14 protein-coding genes are annotated in these 16,329 nt (G+C 61.7%); 6 read left to right on the top strand and 8 right to left on the bottom strand.

The features are described 5' to 3' along the window. Nucleotides 1-147: 147 nt before the first annotated feature. From HU806_RS17705 to bioB, 7 genes are all read right to left on the bottom strand, one after another. Nucleotides 148-1,953, bottom strand: coding sequence for a phenylacyl-CoA dehydrogenase (locus tag HU806_RS17705; protein ID WP_186612834.1), 1,806 nt, complete (start codon nt 1,951-1,953; stop codon nt 148-150). A gap of 274 nt (nt 1,954-2,227) precedes the next feature. Next, complete coding sequence (locus tag HU806_RS17710; protein WP_186612836.1) at nt 2,228-2,524, bottom strand: pyrroloquinoline quinone biosynthesis protein PqqE; 297 nt, start codon at nt 2,522-2,524, stop codon at nt 2,228-2,230. Between the two features lie 118 nt (nt 2,525-2,642). After that, nucleotides 2,643-3,323 carry a dethiobiotin synthase gene (gene bioD / locus HU806_RS17715; RefSeq protein WP_186612837.1) on the bottom strand — a complete coding sequence of 227 codons (681 nt, stop codon included), beginning with the start codon at nt 3,321-3,323 and terminating at the stop codon, nt 2,643-2,645. Continuing rightward, nucleotides 3,320-4,132 carry a malonyl-ACP O-methyltransferase BioC gene (gene bioC / locus HU806_RS17720; RefSeq protein WP_186612840.1) on the bottom strand — a complete coding sequence of 271 codons (813 nt, stop codon included), beginning with the start codon at nt 4,130-4,132 and terminating at the stop codon, nt 3,320-3,322. Before bioC ends, bioD begins: the two co-directional genes overlap by 4 nt. After that, nucleotides 4,125-4,856: an alpha/beta fold hydrolase gene (locus tag HU806_RS17725; RefSeq protein ID WP_186612842.1), complete on the bottom strand. Its 732-nt coding sequence runs from the start codon at nt 4,854-4,856 to the stop codon at nt 4,125-4,127. Before HU806_RS17725 ends, bioC begins: the two co-directional genes overlap by 8 nt. Continuing rightward, a complete protein-coding gene (bioF, locus tag HU806_RS17730; protein WP_186612845.1) occupies nt 4,849-6,027 on the bottom strand; it encodes an 8-amino-7-oxononanoate synthase in 1,179 nt (392 codons plus the stop codon). Before bioF ends, HU806_RS17725 begins: the two co-directional genes overlap by 8 nt. A gap of 81 nt (nt 6,028-6,108) precedes the next feature. Next, entirely contained in the window at nt 6,109-7,164 is a 1,056-nt protein-coding gene (gene bioB, locus HU806_RS17735) for a biotin synthase BioB (protein ID WP_186612847.1), read from the bottom strand. A gap of 91 nt (nt 7,165-7,255) precedes the next feature. Between bioB and HU806_RS17740 the strand changes: the two genes are divergently transcribed. The 5 genes from HU806_RS17740 to rarD all read left to right on the top strand — a co-directional run bounded on the left by HU806_RS17740 (nt 7,256) and on the right by rarD (nt 12,865). After that, complete coding sequence (locus tag HU806_RS17740; protein ID WP_186612849.1) at nt 7,256-7,996, top strand: ComF family protein; 741 nt, start codon at nt 7,256-7,258, stop codon at nt 7,994-7,996. A 57-nt stretch (nt 7,997-8,053) separates the two neighbouring features. Further along, nucleotides 8,054-8,818 carry a molybdenum-dependent transcriptional regulator ModE gene (gene modE, locus HU806_RS17745; protein ID WP_186612851.1) on the top strand — a complete coding sequence of 255 codons (765 nt, stop codon included), beginning with the start codon at nt 8,054-8,056 and terminating at the stop codon, nt 8,816-8,818. Between the two features lie 67 nt (nt 8,819-8,885). After that, the gene (locus HU806_RS17750; protein ID WP_186612853.1) at nt 8,886-10,787 is read left to right on the top strand and encodes a PhoX family protein; all 1,902 of its coding nucleotides are present in this window, start codon (nt 8,886-8,888) and stop codon (nt 10,785-10,787) included. A 128-nt stretch (nt 10,788-10,915) separates the two neighbouring features. Beyond that, on the top strand, nt 10,916-11,890 hold the full coding sequence (srkA, locus tag HU806_RS17755) for an SrkA family protein kinase (RefSeq protein ID WP_186612855.1): 975 nt from the start codon (nt 10,916-10,918) through the stop codon (nt 11,888-11,890). Nucleotides 11,891-11,977: 87 nt separating this feature from the next. Then, nucleotides 11,978-12,865: an EamA family transporter RarD gene (gene rarD / locus HU806_RS17760; RefSeq protein WP_186612856.1), complete on the top strand. Its 888-nt coding sequence runs from the start codon at nt 11,978-11,980 to the stop codon at nt 12,863-12,865. A gap of 217 nt (nt 12,866-13,082) precedes the next feature. Here the strand turns inward: rarD and HU806_RS17765 are convergent, their stop codons facing one another. Continuing rightward, nucleotides 13,083-13,601: a glycine cleavage system transcriptional repressor gene (locus tag HU806_RS17765; RefSeq protein ID WP_186612857.1), complete on the bottom strand. Its 519-nt coding sequence runs from the start codon at nt 13,599-13,601 to the stop codon at nt 13,083-13,085. A gap of 438 nt (nt 13,602-14,039) precedes the next feature. Between HU806_RS17765 and HU806_RS17770 the strand changes: the two genes are divergently transcribed. Next, complete coding sequence (locus HU806_RS17770) at nt 14,040-16,217, top strand: malate synthase G (RefSeq protein WP_186612859.1); 2,178 nt, start codon at nt 14,040-14,042, stop codon at nt 16,215-16,217. Nucleotides 16,218-16,329: the final 112 nt, after the last annotated feature.

A 16,329-nucleotide genomic window follows, 5' to 3' on the forward strand; every position in this document is an offset into this window, starting at 1 on the left:
GTGTGTAGAGGACTTGCACCTCCAAGTCACCAGCGTGGCCACCACAGCCAAGCTGGTTGCGCTTACGCGCAACGCGCCATGCCTGGCGCACACAAAAAAGCCGCTGCTCCCGAAGAAGCAGCGGCTTTGTGAAGAACCGCTTCAGGTTTAGTAACCCAGCGCGAAATCCTCTTCCTTCATGTCCATCAGATTATTGGCGCCCGACAGCATGGTCGCAACGTGGGTGCGGGTGCGCGGCAGGATGCGCTGGAAGTAGAAGCGCGCGGTCTGCAGCTTGGCGGTATAGAAGGCTTCTTCGGTGGTGCCGGCAGCGAGTTTTTCCGCCGCCAGACGCGCCATGTCGGCCCAGAAATAGGCCAGGCAGGCGTAACCGGAATACATCAGGTAGTCCACCGAAGCAGCACCGACTTCTTCGCGGTCCTTCATGGCAGCCATACCGACTTTCATGGTCAACTCGCCCCATTCCTTGTTCAAGGCAGCCAACGGCTCGACGAACTCCTTGACGGCTTCGTTACCTTCGTTGCCCTGGCAGAACTTGTGGACGATCTTGGTGAAGCCCTTGAGTGCTTCGCCTTGGGTCATCAGCACTTTACGGCCCAGCAGGTCGAGGGCCTGAATGCCGGTGGTGCCTTCGTACAGCATCGAAATACGGCTGTCGCGCACGTTCTGCTCCATGCCCCACTCGGCGATAAAGCCGTGGCCGCCATAAATTTGCACGCCGTGGTTTGCCGCTTCGAAACCGACTTCAGTCATGAACGCCTTGGCGATCGGCGTCATGAACGCCAGCAGCGCATCGGCCTTCTTCTTCTCTTCTTCATCCACGCCGTATTTGACGATGTCCACCTGCTTGGCGGTGAAGTACACCATCGCCCGGTTACCTTCGGCGAAGGCCTTCATGGTCAGCAGCATGCGACGCACGTCTGGGTGCACGATGATCGGGTCCGCGGCCTTGTCCGGCGCTTTCGGGCCAGTCAGGGAGCGCATTTGCAGGCGGTCACGAGCGTATTTCAGGCCGCCCTGGAAGCCGATTTCAGCGTGGGCCAGGCCTTGCAGCGCGGTGCCCAGGCGTGCGGTGTTCATGAAGGTGAACATGCAGTTCAGGCCTTTGTTCGCCGGGCCGATCAGGTAACCGGTGGCCGCGTCGAAGTTCATCACGCAGGTGGCGTTGCCGTGGATGCCCATCTTGTGTTCCAGCGAACCGCAGCTCACGGCGTTGCGCTGACCGATGGAACCGTCGGCGTTCGGCAGGAATTTAGGAACGATGAACAGCGAAATCCCCTTGGTGCCAGCCGGAGCATCCGGCAGGCGTGCCAGGACGATATGGACAATGTTGTCGGCCATGTCGTGTTCACCGGCCGAGATAAAGATCTTGGTGCCGCTGACTTTGTAGGAACCGTCGGCCTGAGGCTCGGCCTTGGTGCGCAACATGCCCAGGTCGGTGCCGCAGTGAGGTTCGGTCAGGCACATGGTGCCGGTCCATTCGCCGGACACCAGCTTGGTCAGGTAAGCCTCTTGCTGCTCAGGCGTACCGTGCTCGGAAATAGTGTTCATCGCGCCATGGGACAGGCCCGGGTACATGCCCCACGACCAGTTGGCTTCGCCGACCATTTCGCTGACCGCCAGGCCCAGGGATTCCGGCAGGCCTTGGCCGCCATGCTCGACGTCGTGGGCCAGGCTCGGCCAGCCGCCTTCAACGAACTGCTTGTAGGCTTCCTTGAAACCGGTCGGGGTTTTCACGCCGGACTCGCTCCAGGTGCAACCTTCGAGGTCACCCACGCGGTTCAGCGGAGCCAGCACCTGCTCACAAAACTTGGCGCCTTCTTCGAGAATGGCGTCAACCATGTCCGGAGTTGCGTCCTGGCAAGCCGGAAGGCTCTGATAATGCGCTTCGTAGCCGAGCAGTTCGTCACGAACGAAGCGAATATCACGCAAGGGGGCCTTGTAGTCAGGCATAGCGATAAACCTCTGCTGATGTAACCGGGGATGAGCGACCGCGTGGATTTGTTGTAGCGGTCAAACAGTTGTTTGAAACATACGTTTACGCCCAAAGCTTGTCAAGCGTCGATCTTTTGCCGTTCGTCATCGTTTTGCCGGAACGGCAGGCGACAGAATCCGTCGCCAGGAAGCAGGCCCGGAACACGCAAGGAAAGATTAGTTGAGCGAAAAGGGGTTAGAGACGAAAACGCCGCGAATAATCGCGGCGCTTTAGCAAATTCGAGAGGACGGATCAGGCGAAGGTATCAATCAACGTTCCGAGCATTTCGTCGGAAGCCTTGGCGACGTTCACACCCAATTGCACTTCGAATTTGCCTTGGGCCAGATCGACCATGTTACTGGACAGGTCCGATTGCTGGCTGCGATCCACTGACCGCAAGCGATCAACCTGGACCTCGGACGATTGACTGGTGACCGAGCGTTCAATCGTATTGTTGGCAATCTGGCCGGACGCCAGATCGACGCGGTTCTGTCCTGTCTGAATCGTGCTCAGACCGGCATAGAACGCGGTGTTTCCTGAGATTTCCATGGCAGGACTCGTCATCTTGAAGGGTCGACATCGGCATTGAATCAGATGCACCGGTAAAAGGCCCGACAAAAACACTAATGGCACAGTGCCTCGTCATAGGCAAAACCTTGGCTCGTCTCTAGTCCAGCAGATCCAGTTGCAGGTGTTCGGCCACAGCTTGGGCCGTCACGCTCTGGATGCGCGCCACCCGGCCCAGGCACGGCGCCGGAAGTCGTTCGGCGAGGGTCGCCAGGTTCTCTTCCAGGCGCGAGGTGGCCGGGTCGATGATATTGGCCACCCAACCAGCCAGTTGCAAGCCATCACGGGCAATCGCCTCGGCGGTCAACAACGCATGGCTGATGCAACCCAAGCGCACGCCCACCACCAGGATCACCGGCAGGCCCAGCGCTATCGCCAGGTCCGAGAGATTGTCCTGGCCGGCCAACGGCACACGCCAACCACCCGCGCCTTCGATCAAGGTGAAATCGGCGTCCAATGCCAGCACCTCGCGCATCGGGCCGAGCAGCGACTGCACCGTCAACGCCACGCCGGCTTCACGGGCGGCCAGGTGCGGCGCGATCGCCGGCTCCAATGCCACCGGGTTGACCTGTGCATAAGTCAGCGGCACCGAGCACTCGGCCAGCAACGCCAACGCGTCAGCGTTGCGCAGGCCCTTGGGCGTTACTTCGCAGCCAGAGGCCACGGGCTTGCCCGCGGCCGTGCTCATGCCGGCCTGCCGGGCAGCGTGCAGCAGGCCCGCCGCAACGGTGGTCTTGCCGACGTCGGTGTCGGTGCCGGTGATGAAATAAGCCTGGCTCATAGCGGTTTCTCCAACACTGCGTAGACCACTTGGTAAGTCGCCGGCAAACCCTGGGCCTGACGGAACTGTTCATAGGCTTCAACGAGCGCCAGGATCCTCGCCCTGCCCGTCAGCCCACCGGGGCGGCCAGGGTTCAGATTATGCGCGCCCAAAGCTTTCAATTCGTGGGTCAGGCCGCGCACGTCCGGGTAATGCAACACATGAGGCTGATTTTCAACACTGATTACCTTCAATCCGCTGGTAACGCACAGCTGTTGATAAGTCTCGAATGGACGGAAGCGGTTGACGTGCACCAGGCCATCCACCTGCCGCCAGCTATCGCGCAGCTCGTACAGCGTGCCGACACACAGACTTGTGAAAGCGAACATTCCGCCCGGTTTCAGGACGCGATGGGCCTCGCTCAACACCGAGGCAAAATCGTCGCACCATTGCACCGCAAGGCTGGAGAAAACCAGCTCGCAGCTCGCCGATTGCAAAGGCAGGCGCTCCGCGTCGCCGGCCACGAAATACGCCGCGCCGCCTTGGGGGCGAGCATGGTTGAGCATGCCCTCGGCGATATCCAGCGCCAGGCCGGTCGCCTCGCCGAAGCGCTCGCCCAGCGCCCGAGTGAAATAACCCGTGCCGCACCCCAGGTCCATCCAGCACCCTGGCTTGAATGACGGCGGCAGACGCCCGAGCAATTGCTCACCCACATCGCGCTGCAATTGCGCGACGCTGTCATAGCTGGCCGCCGCCCGGGAAAACGAGGCCGCTACCTGGCGTTTATCCGGTAAGGCACCGGGGAGTTTCACAACAGCCAAATCAGTCATCACCGGACTCATGCAAAAAAGCCTGGATCGCCCCCGCCACGCCGTGCGGATCATCCAGAAGGAATCCGTGACCGGCCTGTTCAATCAGGCCGATTTCGACATCAGGCAGTAACGCCAGCAAATCACCGGCCGCTTCGGCCGGTACCAAGGCGTCGAGGCCGGCAAACAGATGCAATTGCGGGCCGCGAAAGCCCTGCAACGCAACGCGGGTGTCGAGTTGCGCCAGCAGTTCGAGCCCGGCCATCAAGTCATCGGGCGACGTGGGCGGTGCACCGGCGAGCAACAATCGCGACAACCCACGCGGGTCGCTGCACCCTTGGGCACACAGCAAGCTGAAGCGCTTGAGCGTCTGGCGCGGGTCGGCGGCACATCCGGCAAGAAATCCATCGAAGGTCTCGCCGGCCATCGCGCTCGGCCATTGTTCGTGGGCCACGAAAGAAGCGTTGCTCGCCAGGGTCAACAGGCCGCAGCAGCGCTCGCCCCGGCGCGCCGCCAGTTCCGATGCCAACATACCGCCCAGGGACCAGCCGCCCAGCCAGGCATCCTGGGGCAAGGTGGCATCCAGCTCATCGAGCCATTCATCGAGGTCGCTCGATGCCAGTGCAGGCAAGGGCTCGATTTCCACCTGCAAGTGCTCGTCGAGCCCTCGTAGCGCCGCCGCAAGAGGTTCGAGCGGCGAAATGCCCAGCCCCCAGCCAGGCAACAAAATCAGTCGATCACGCATCACTTGGCTCCGGTCCCAGCCGGGCAACACACTCGGCCAGTGCCTCTAACAATAGTTGCACCTGGGCTTCGCTGTGGGCAGCGGTCAGGGTTACCCGTAAACGGGCGCTGCCGGCCGGCACGGTCGGTGGGCGGATCGCCGTGACCATCAGCCCCCGCTCTCGCAGCATTTTCGACAAGCGCATAGCCCGCCCCGCGTCACCGATCAGAATGGGCTGGATCGGCGTGAAGCTGTCCATCAATTGCAGGCCGATCTGCTCGGCGCCCAGGCGGAACTTGCGAATCAGCACCTGCAAGTGCTCGCGCCGCCAATGTTCGCTGCGCAGCAATTCAAGACTCTTGAGGGTGGCGCAGGCCAATGCCGGCGGCTGGCTGGTGGTGTAGATATAAGGCCGCGCGAACTGGATCAGGCTTTCGATCAATTCCTCGCTACCGGCTACAAAGGCACCAGCGGTGCCGAACGCCTTGCCCAGCGTGCCGACCAGCACCTGCACGTCGTCCTGGCTCAAGCCGAAATGTTCGACGACACCGCCGCCGGTGGCGCCTAGCGTGCCGAAACCGTGCGCATCATCGACCATCAGCCACGCGCCTTTGGCCCTGGCTTCGCGGGCCAGGGCCGGCAGATCGGCGATGTCGCCGTCCATGCTGAACACGCCATCGGTGACTACCAGCGTATTGCCGACGGCTTTTTCCAGACGGTTAGCCAGGCTTTGGGCGTCGTTGTGCAGATAACGGTTGAAACGGGCTCCGGACAACAGCCCGGCGTCAAGCAACGAAGCGTGGTTAAGACGATCTTCCAGCACCGTATCGCCCTGCCCGACCAATGCGGTAACGGCGCCAAGATTGGCCATGTATCCGGTGGTGAACAACAGCACCCGCGCACGCCCGGTCAAGTCGGCCAAGGCCTCCTCCAGGACGTGATGCGGTCCACTGTGGCCAATCACCAGATGCGAGGCGCCACCGCCCACGCCCCAACGAGACGCCCCGGCGCGCCAGGCCTCGATGACTTGAGGATGATTGGCCAGGCCGAGGTAATCGTTATTGCAGAACGCCAGCAACGATTGGCCGTCCACCACCACTTCCGGCCCCTGGGGACTCTCGAGTAGCGGGCGCTGGCGATAAAGATTTTCGGCACGACGGGCAGCCAGGCGTGCGGCGAGATCGAAGGGCATGCAGGCCTCGGGTGAACCGTTATTCAAAGGCTGGACAGATCCCAGTGGGAGCGGCTTGCTCCCTCTGGGTTATGCATCCACTCAAACAGCTGCGTTGTAGAACTGCTCGCTGCTCTTCTGTTCCACAAGCGCCTGCTCGATAGCGGCCTGGTGCACTTCGTCGGCATGCTCTTCGCGGGCTTCGGGCTGGATGCCCAGGCGCGCGAACAACTGCATGTCCTTGTCCGCCTGCGGGTTGGCGGTGGTCAGCAACTTGTCGCCGTAGAAAATCGAGTTGGCGCCAGCAAAAAACGCCAGGGCCTGCATCTGCTCATTCATCGCCTCACGACCGGCGGACAAGCGCACATGGGATTTGGGCATAAGGATCCGCGCCACGGCCAGCATGCGGATGAAATCGAATGGATCGATGTCCTCGGCGTTCTCCAGCGGCGTGCCGGCGACTTTCACCAGCATGTTGATTGGCACCGACTCCGGGTGCTCCGGCAGGTTCGCCAGCTGGATCAGCAGATTGGCGCGGTCGTCCAGGGACTCGCCCATGCCCAGGATGCCGCCGGAGCAGATCTTCATCCCCGAGTCACGCACGTAGGCCAAGGTCTGCAGACGCTCGCTGTAGGTACGGGTGGTGATGATGCTGCTGTAGAACTCAGGCGAGGTGTCGAGGTTGTGGTTGTAGTAATCCAGGCCGGCCTGGGCCAGCGCTTCGGTCTGCTCCTGGTCGAGACGACCAAGGGTCATGCAGGTTTCCAGGCCCATGGCTTTCACGCCTTTGACCATCTCCAGTACGTAAGGCATGTCCTTGGCGGAGGGGTGCTTCCAAGCGGCGCCCATGCAGAAACGGGTCGAACCGATGGCCTTGGCGCGCGCGGCCTCCTCGAGGACCTTCTGCACCTCCAGCAGCTTCTCTTTTTCCAGCCCGGTGTTGTAGTGGCCGGACTGCGGACAATATTTGCAATCTTCCGGGCAAGCACCCGTCTTGATCGACAGCAGCGTGGAAACCTGGACGCGGTTGGCGTCGAAGTGCGCGCGGTGCACGGTCTGCGCCTGGAACAGCAGGTCATTGAACGGCTGGACGAAGAGTGCTTTGACTTCGGCCAAAGACCAGTCATGACGCAGGTTGGCAGTGGTGCTGGCGCTCATGGGCATTTCCTTGATTATGCTTGGCTGGCACCTGGGGGCATGGAATACCCACAGGCGCGACACGGATGTTCGGCATATTTAAGGAAGAGCCATGCGCTGTCAACCACGAGTCAAAGGACCGGTTTACATCTGGTTAAAAAACAAACAATCCTGCTTGCTGTGTGGCGAGAGCACCGATACGCCACAGCCTATCTGCACCCCTTGCGAAAGCGAGCTGCCTTGGCTCGGCGGCCAATGCAGCGTCTGTGCCATTGCGCTGCCCACGACCGGGCTGCGTTGCGGGCAATGCGCCACACGCGCCCCTGCCTACCAGCGAGTCCTGGCGCCATGGGCCTATGATTTTCCGGTGGACAGCCTGATCACCCGCTTCAAGCATCAGGCGAAGTGGCCGCTGGGCCGATTGCTCGGCGAATTGCTCGCGCAATTCCTGCAGCATCATTTCGACGAAGGCCTGGAACGCCCCGATGCGCTGGTGCCGGTGCCGCTGGCGACCCGACGTTTGCGCCAGCGGGGGTTCAATCAGGCCACGCTGCTGGCCCGTTGGCTCAGCGAGTCGCTGCAGATCCCTTGCGAAGATAACCTGCTGCGGCGCATTCAGGACACGCCCGCGCAACAGGCCCTGGACGCCCGGGCCAGGCATCGGAATCTGCGCCAGGCTTTCGCGTTGATGCCCGAAGCGTTATTCAAGAATCGTCACCTGGCGCTGGTGGACGATGTACTCACCACTGGCGCCACGGCTGAGACGTTGGCGCGCCTGCTGCTCGATGCCGGTGCCGCACGGGTCGATGTCTACTGCCTGGCGCGAACACCGAAACCCGGCGACCGGGCTTGACGCGCGGCAGCCTAGGAGCCAACGTCGGCGCATCGCCCCCTGCGCACAGTTTCCGTCATGTCATTGCCCACGCTTCTGACCCAGCACATCGTCCGCCGACCACAACGCATCGCCCTGTTGCAGCACATCGCCGAACAGGGCTCGATCACCCGGGCCGCGAAAAGCGCCGGGCTGAGCTACAAGGCAGCATGGGATGCGATCGATGAGCTGAACAACCTCGCGGATCAGCCGTTGGTCGAGCGTAGCGTCGGTGGCAAGGGCGGCGGCGGTGCAAAATTGTCCGAAGAGGGGCGGCGCGTGCTGCGCCTTTACCAGCGCCTGCAAGCGTTGCAGGCGCAGTTGCTGGAAGCCAGCGAAGATGCCAGCGACCTGGGTCTGCTCAGCCGTCTGATGTTGCGCACCAGCGCCCGCAACCAACTGCACGGCAAGGTCGTACGCATCGAGCCCCAGGGGCACAACGACCGGATACGCCTGGAACTGGCGCGAGGGTTGGTCATCGAAGCGCAGATCACCCGTGACAGTACGCTGCGCCTGGAGTTGGAGATCGGCGCCGAAGTGGTTGCATTGATCAAGGCCGGCTGGCTGGAGCTTTATCCCGCCGATCAGCCAGGCCATCCGCAGATCAACAGTTTGCCTGGCGTAATCGAACACATCGCCGCCGCCGAAGACGGCCCCAGCGAAGTGCGCATCGGCCTGCCCAACGGGCAGACGCTATGCGCCCTGGCCGCCCCGCTCCAGTTAAGCGAGCGAAACCTGGCTGCCGGTTCCCCGGTCCAGGTGCGATTTTCGCCGTCAAACGTGCTGCTGGGCACACCGCTTTAGCGCACTGAAACAAAAGTTTCATGTGCTCGCTTTAAGGTGACTGCCAAAACCAGCAGGGAGCCTCCCGATGAGCCTATTAGAAGAAAACCAATCCACCGACCTGGAAAAGATCGTCGGCCTGAGCCGTCGTCGCTTCATCGGCGCCGGCGCCCTGTGCGGCGCGGCGATGTTCCTGGGCGGCAACCTGCTGAGTCGCAGCGTCATGGCCGCCGCCGTGAGCGAAGGCAACAAAAGCCTGCTGGGCTTCGACAGCATCGCTGCCGCAACCACCGACACCATCACGCTGCCGTCAGGCTACAAGGCCTCGGTGCTGATCAGCTGGGGCCAGCCGCTGCAAAAAAATGCGCCGGCATTCGACCCAAGCGGCAACGGCACCGCCCGCGCCCAGGAAATGCAATTTGGCGACAACAACGACGGCATGAGCCTCTTTCCATTTCCCGGCGACAACAACCGGGCGCTGATGGCGATCAACAACGAATACACCAACTACCGCTACCTTTTCCCCCACGGCGGCCAGCCGCAGTCGGCCGAAGAGGTCCACAAGGCCCAGGCCAGCGAAGGCGTGTCGGTGATCGAGATCCAGCGTCGTCGAGGCCAGTGGCAGTTCGTCCAGGACTCGCGCTACAACCGCAGGATCCACGGCAACACGCCGATTCGCCTGGGCGGCCCGGCAGCCGGCCACGACCTGCTGAAAACCAGCGCCGACAAGAGCGGCAAGAATGCGCTGGGGACTTTCCAGAACTGCGCCAACGGCATGACGCCATGGGGCACTTACCTGACCTGTGAAGAAAACTTCACCGACTGCTTCGGCAGCAGCAACGCCGAGCTGAAATTCGACGACGCGCAAAAACGCTATGGTGCCACCCTCACCAGCCGCGAAATCAACTGGCACCTGCACGACCCACGCTTCGACCTGGCGAAGAACCCCAACGAACTCAATCGCCACGGCTGGGTAGTGGAAATCGACCCGTTCGATCCAAAGTCCACCCCGGTGAAACGCACCGCCCTGGGCCGCTTCAAGCACGAAAACGCTGCCCTGGCGCAGACTCACGACGGTCGTGCTGTGGTGTACATGGGCGATGACGAGCGTGGTGAATTCATCTACAAATTCATCAGCCGCCAGCGCATCGACCATGGCAACGCCAAGGCCAACCGCGACCTGCTGGACCACGGCACCTTGTACGTGGCGCGCTTCGATGCCGGCGACGGCAATCCAGACCATCCGAAAGGCAAGGGCCAGTGGATCGAACTGACCCACGGCAAGAATGGCCTCGACGCTGGCAAAGGTTTCCCCGATCAGGCGCACGTGCTGATCCATGCGCGCTTGGCCGCCAGTGCCGTCGGCGCGACCCGCATGGACCGTCCGGAGTGGATCGTGGTCAGCCCGAAAGACGGCCAGGTCTATTGCACCCTGACCAACAACGCCAAGCGCGGCGAAGACGGCCAACCGGTGGACGGGCCGAACCCTCGGGCCAAGAACGTCTACGGACAGATCCTGCGCTGGCGCACCGAGCGCGACGATCATGCGTCCAACACTTTTGACTGGGATCTGTTCGTGGTCGCCGGCAACCCGACGGTACACGCCGGCACGCCCAAAGCCGGCTCGTCCAACGTCAACGCCCAGAATATGTTCAACAGCCCCGACGGCCTGGGCTTCGACAAGGCCGGACGGCTCTGGATCCAGACCGACGGCGATTCCAGCAACGCTGGAGACTTCGCTGGCATGGGCAACAACCAGATGCTCTGCGCTGACCCGGACAGCGGCGAAATCCGCCGCTTCATGGTCGGCCCCGTGGGTTGCGAAGTGACCGGCATCAGTTTCGCGCCGGACTACAAGACGATGTTCATCGGGATCCAGCATCCTGGTGAAAACGGTGGCTCGACATTCCCCGAGCACTTGCCTAATGGCAAGCCGCGGTCTTCGGTGATGGTCATTACCCGGGAAGATGGCGGAGTCATCGGCGCCTGACACATCGTGGCGAGGGAGCTTGCTCCCTCGCCACGAAGGGCGATTGAACGCCCACCGATCAATCGAGACTGCTTTACGCTAAGATGCTGGGTCGGACGCGGCAGCCCTGCCGCTGCGCAGGAGTCAGCATGTCCCATCCGTTTGAAACCCTCACGCCCGACCTCGTCCTCGATGCCGTCGAGAGCATTGGCTTCCTCAGCGACGCCCGCGTGCTGGCGCTCAACAGCTACGAAAACCGCGTGTATCAGGTCGGCATCGAAGACGCCGAGCCACTGATCGCCAAGTTCTATCGCCCGCAGCGCTGGACCAACGAAGCGATCCTGGAAGAACACCGGTTCACTTTCGAGCTGGCCGACTGCGAAGTGCCGGTGGTGGCGCCGCTGATCCACAACGGCGAAAGCCTGCACGAACACGCCGGGTTTCGTTTCACCCTGTTTCCCCGTCGCGGCGGCCGTGCCCCAGAGCCGGGCAATCTTGACCAGCTCTATCGCCTGGGCCAGTTGCTCGGTCGCCTGCATGCGATTGGGGCGACTCGTCCGTTCGAGCATCGAGAAGCCCTGGGCGTGAAAAACTTCGGTCATGACTCATTGGCGACCGTGCTGCAAAGCGGTTTCGTCCCCCGCAGCCTGCTGCCGGCCTACGAGTCAGTGGCCAGGGACCTGCTCAAGCGTGTCGAAGATGTCTATGCCGCCACGCCCCACCAGAACATCCGCATGCACGGCGACTGCCACCCGGGCAACATGATGTGTCGCGACGAGGTGTTCCACATCGTCGACCTGGACGACTGCCGCATGGGTCCCGCGGTACAGGACCTGTGGATGATGCTCGCCGGGGACCGTCAGGAATGCCTGGGGCAGCTGTCGGAACTGATGGATGGCTATCGAGAGTTCCACGACTTCGACCCGCGCGAACTGGCCCTGATCGAACCTCTGCGCGCCCTGCGACTGATGCACTACAGCGCCTGGCTGGCCCGCCGCTGGGACGATCCGGCGTTTCCCCGCAGCTTCCCTTGGTTCGGCAGCGAGCGTTATTGGGGCGATCAGGTACTGGCGTTGCGCGAACAACTGGCAGCGCTCAACGAAGAGCCGCTGAAGTTGTTCTGACGCCCATCGCTCGAAAAGGTCAGCAGCGTTATCAGACAAATCTCCTTACAATCATGCTTTTGTTAGCTGCCTAAGCAAGGACTCTGCATGCAAGCCGCCAACCCGCGTCGCGGGTATATCCTGGGCCTGAGCGCCTACATTATCTGGGGCCTGTTCCCGATTTACTTCAAAGCCATCGCCAGCGTGCCCTCGGTGGAAATCATCATCCATCGAGTGCTCTGGTCCGCGCTGTTCGGCGCGGCCCTGTTGATGGTCTGGAAACACCCGGGCTGGTGGCGCGAACTGCGCGATAATCCGCGTCGCCTGGCGATCCTCGCCCTGAGCGGCACGCTGATTGCGGCCAACTGGCTGACCTATGTCTGGGCGGTGAACAACGGGCGGATGCTCGAAGCCAGCCTGGGCTATTACATCAATCCGCTGGTCAACGTGCTGCTGGGCATGCTGATCCTCGGCGAGCGCTTGCGGCGCATGCAATGGGTGGCGGTCGGGTTGGCAGCGCTCGGCGTAGCGCAGCAGGTCTGGCAGGTGGGCAGCCTGCCGTGGGTGTCGCTGATGCTGGCATTGACCTTTGGCTTCTACGGGTTGATCCGCAAGCAGGCGCCAGTGAAGGCATTGCCTGGGCTGGTGGTGGAAACCTGGATGCTCGTACCGATTGCTGTCGCCTGGCTGTTGCTCAATCCAGCCGCCACCAGCGCCCAAGCGGCGTTCTGGACGACGTCCGAAGCCTGGTGGCTGGTGGCGGCCGGCCCGGTGACGCTCGTACCGTTGGTATGCTTCAACGCCGCAGCACGGCACTTGCCCTACACCACGCTGGGCTTCTTGCAGTACATCGCTCCGACGCTCGTGCTGCTGCTCGCGGTGCTGTTTTTCGATGAACATTTGTCCTCCAGCACCCTGGTCGCGTTCCTGTTCATCTGGGCCGGCTTGGCGGTGTATAGCGTGGATGCAGTGGTGAGCATGCGCCGGCGCAACTGATCATAAATTGCACAAATTTCTACAGGCCACGTCTGGCGTGGCCTGCGCTTGTCTTTCCCAAGGTTATCCACAACCTGATCCCCGCCGTTTGTGCACAAGCCCTTGAAAATTGGCGATTTTTTGACCATTTCTCGCTAAGGCCCGGCGGGCCTGGGCTGGCGGCGGGTCTCTACAGGTTATCCACAGGCAGGCGCAACGTTTCCTTGGATAACCAGCGTCAGCTTTCGTCGCTCAGTTTCAGTTCGACCATCAGTTCATCGGCCAGCGTTTCCAAGCGTTCCTGCAACGTATCCAGCGATAAGGTCAAAGGCACGCCAAGAATCGCCTCAGCATGAAACAGCAATTCGCTGCTCATCGGTGCGGGTCGAACGTGGGTCACCAGCCGCTCTACATTCACACCCTGCTCGCTCAGCAGGCGGGTGATGTCGCGCACGATGCCGGGGCGGTCGTTGCCCACCAGCTCCATGGCGATGGGTTTCCAAGTGCAGGACACTTCTATCGCATTTTCAGCGATCAACACCCGAATGCCGTGGGCCGATAGCCCCTGCAAGGCTTCGATCAGTTCTTCATGAGACTCGGCCGGAGCGCTGAGGCACAGGATCCCGGCGAACTGCCCGGCCAAGTGCGACATGCGACTTTCCAGCCAGTTACCGCCATGTTCGGCGATGCATTGGGCGATACGCTCGACCTGCCCGGGCTTGTCCGGCGCAAAAACAGTGATGACAAGATGGTCCATGGCACAGCCTCTATGGGGTGGATGAGACAGTATAGGCAACGCTGCGGATTAGGCCGGCAAGGCCTTGCGGCAGATAATGTGTACAGTTCAAAAGATTTATCTGGAACAATCTGACTGTTTTTTGAGAACATCCCGTGCCGTGCCGTGACTGTACTGCTTTAGTCGGTCGCGGAACGACGCAATTAGTCTAATTTTCACAACCGCAATTGATCATGTAGTATTCCGCAGCGCGCACTACATAACCGCGATACACCGGTTGTACCGATGTCTGCTTAAGGCCAGTCGCATCCCTGAAAAGCCCCGTCAGCAAGGCTTGAACACCCAGCCGCCAGCGATGGCATGTACTGGTTCCGGGGTTTGTGGTTTAAATGTCCCGAGGCTTCATTATCAAAATCGAAGAGCTGAAAAGCGAAATAGCTGAGCAGAGTGAGGCAAGCAATGACTGAACACGTTCAAGTCGGTGGCCTGCAGGTCGCCAAAGTCCTGTTCGACTTCGTGAATAACGAAGCCATTCCCGGAACCGGCCTCACCGCCGACGCGTTCTGGGCCGGCGCCGACAAGGTCATCCATGACCTGGCCCCGAAGAACAAAGCCCTACTCGCCAAACGCGACGATTTCCAGGCACAGATCGATGCCTGGCACCAGGCTCGTGCCGACCAGGCCCACGACGCCGTGGCTTACAAAGCCTTCCTGCAAGACATAGGTTATCTGCTGCCAGAAGCGGCGGATTTCCAGGCCACGACGCAAAATGTCGACGATGAAATCGCGCGCATGGCCGGTCCGCAACTGGTCGTGCCGGTGATGAATGCCCGCTTCGCCCTCAACGCCTCGAACGCCCGCTGGGGTTCGCTGTATGACGCGCTGTACGGCACCGACGCCATCAGCGAAGCCGACGGCGCGGAAAAAGGCAAAGGCTACAACAAGGTCCGTGGCGACAAGGTCATCGCCTTCGCCCGCGCCTTTCTCGACGAAGCCGCGCCGCTGGCGGCTGGCTCCCATGTCGACTCCACCGGCTACAAGATCGTCGATGGCAAACTGGTCGTCGCGCTCAAGGGCGGCAGCAACAGCGGCCTGCGCGATGACGCCCAACTGATCGGTTTCCAAGGCGAGATTTCAGCCCCCACCGCAGTGTTGCTGAAGCACAACGGCCTGCACTTCGAAATCCAGGTCGATGCCAGCACCCCAGTCGGCCAAACCGACGCCGCCGGCGTGAAGGACATCCTGATGGAGGCCGCGCTGACCACCATCATGGATTGTGAAGACTCGGTCGCCGCCGTCGACGCAGATGACAAGGTCGTGATCTACCGCAACTGGCTCGGCCTGATGAAGGGCGACCTCTCGGAAGAAGTCGCCAAGGGCGGCCAGACGTTCACCCGGACCATGAACCCCGACCGCGTCTACACCGCCGTCGACGGTTCGAGTGTGACCCTGCACGGCCGTTCGCTGCTGTTCGTCCGCAACGTTGGCCACCTGATGACCATCGACGCCATCCTGGACAAAGACGGCAACGAGGTGCCGGAAGGTATTCTCGACGGCCTGGTTACCAGTCTTGCAGCGATCCACAGCCTCAACGGCAACACCTCGCGCCGCAACAGCCGCACCGGTTCGGTGTACATCGTCAAGCCGAAGATGCACGGACCGGAAGAAGCGGCGTTCACCAACGAGCTGTTCGGCCGCGTCGAAGACGTGCTGAACCTGCCCCGCAATACCCTGAAAGTCGGGATCATGGACGAAGAGCGGCGGACCACGATCAATCTCAAGGCCTGCATCAAGGCGGCGAGTGAGCGCGTGGTGTTCATCAACACCGGCTTCCTGGACCGCACCGGCGACGAAATCCACACCTCCATGGAAGCCGGCCCGATGGTGCGCAAGGCCGACATGAAAGCCGAGAAGTGGATCGGCGCCTATGAAAACTGGAACGTCGATATCGGCTTGAGCACCGGCCTGCAAGGTCGCGCGCAAATCGGCAAGGGCATGTGGGCCATGCCCGACCTGATGGCAGCCATGCTGGAGCAGAAAATCGCTCATCCGCTGGCCGGCGCCAACACTGCGTGGGTTCCGTCACCCACCGCCGCCGCATTGCACGCCCTGCATTACCACAAGGTCGACGTGTTCGCCCGCCAGGCCGAACTGGCCAAACGCGCCCGCGCGTCGGTGGACGACATCCTGACCATTCCCCTGGCAGTCAACCCGAACTGGACGCCCGAACAGATCAAGCACGAACTGGACAACAACGCCCAGGGCATTCTTGGTTATGTAGTGCGTTGGATCGACCAAGGCGTCGGCTGCTCCAAGGTGCCGGACATCAACGACATCGGCCTGATGGAAGACCGCGCGACGTTGCGTATTTCCAGCCAGCACATCGCCAACTGGCTGCGCCACGGCATTGTCACCCAGGACCAGGTGATGGAAAGCCTCAAGCGCATGGCGACCGTCGTGGACCGCCAGAACGCCAACGACCCGCTGTACCGCCCGCTGGCGCCAGACTTCGACAGCAACATCGCCTTCCAGGCGGCGGTCGAACTGGTGGTCGAAGGCACGAAGCAGCCTAACGGCTACACCGAGCCGGTGCTGCACCGTCGGCGTCGTGAGTTCAAGGCAGCCAATGGGCTGTGATTGAGCGGTAGACGCGGCACAAGAAAAAGCCCTGATCTCTCGATCAGGGCTTTTTCATTTGTAATACATGACCGCCTTTGTGGCGAGGGAGCTTGCTCCCGCTCGGTTGCGC

The organism is Pseudomonas sp. SWRI154, from assembly GCF_014268645.1.
In the GTDB taxonomy this organism is placed as follows: Bacteria; Pseudomonadota; Gammaproteobacteria; order Pseudomonadales; family Pseudomonadaceae; genus Aquipseudomonas; species Aquipseudomonas marvdashtae.

Coding starts and splice junctions, on each gene's coding strand:
- HU806_RS17705 (WP_186612834.1), bottom strand. CDS start 1,953: ATGCCTGACTACAAGGCCCCCTTGCGTGATATTCGCTTCGTTCGTGAC.
- HU806_RS17710 (WP_186612836.1), bottom strand. CDS start 2,524: ATGGAAATCTCAGGAAACACCGCGTTCTATGCCGGTCTGAGCACGATT.
- bioD (WP_186612837.1), bottom strand. CDS start 3,323: ATGAGCCAGGCTTATTTCATCACCGGCACCGACACCGACGTCGGCAAG.
- bioC (WP_186612840.1), bottom strand. CDS start 4,132: ATGACTGATTTGGCTGTTGTGAAACTCCCCGGTGCCTTACCGGATAAA.
- HU806_RS17725 (WP_186612842.1), bottom strand. CDS start 4,856: ATGCGTGATCGACTGATTTTGTTGCCTGGCTGGGGGCTGGGCATTTCG.
- bioF (WP_186612845.1), bottom strand. CDS start 6,027: ATGCCCTTCGATCTCGCCGCACGCCTGGCTGCCCGTCGTGCCGAAAAT.
- bioB (WP_186612847.1), bottom strand. CDS start 7,164: ATGAGCGCCAGCACCACTGCCAACCTGCGTCATGACTGGTCTTTGGCC.
- HU806_RS17740 (WP_186612849.1), top strand. CDS start 7,256: ATGCGCTGTCAACCACGAGTCAAAGGACCGGTTTACATCTGGTTAAAA.
- modE (WP_186612851.1), top strand. CDS start 8,054: ATGTCATTGCCCACGCTTCTGACCCAGCACATCGTCCGCCGACCACAA.
- HU806_RS17750 (WP_186612853.1), top strand. CDS start 8,886: ATGAGCCTATTAGAAGAAAACCAATCCACCGACCTGGAAAAGATCGTC.
- srkA (WP_186612855.1), top strand. CDS start 10,916: ATGTCCCATCCGTTTGAAACCCTCACGCCCGACCTCGTCCTCGATGCC.
- rarD (WP_186612856.1), top strand. CDS start 11,978: ATGCAAGCCGCCAACCCGCGTCGCGGGTATATCCTGGGCCTGAGCGCC.
- HU806_RS17765 (WP_186612857.1), bottom strand. CDS start 13,601: ATGGACCATCTTGTCATCACTGTTTTTGCGCCGGACAAGCCCGGGCAG.
- HU806_RS17770 (WP_186612859.1), top strand. CDS start 14,040: ATGACTGAACACGTTCAAGTCGGTGGCCTGCAGGTCGCCAAAGTCCTG.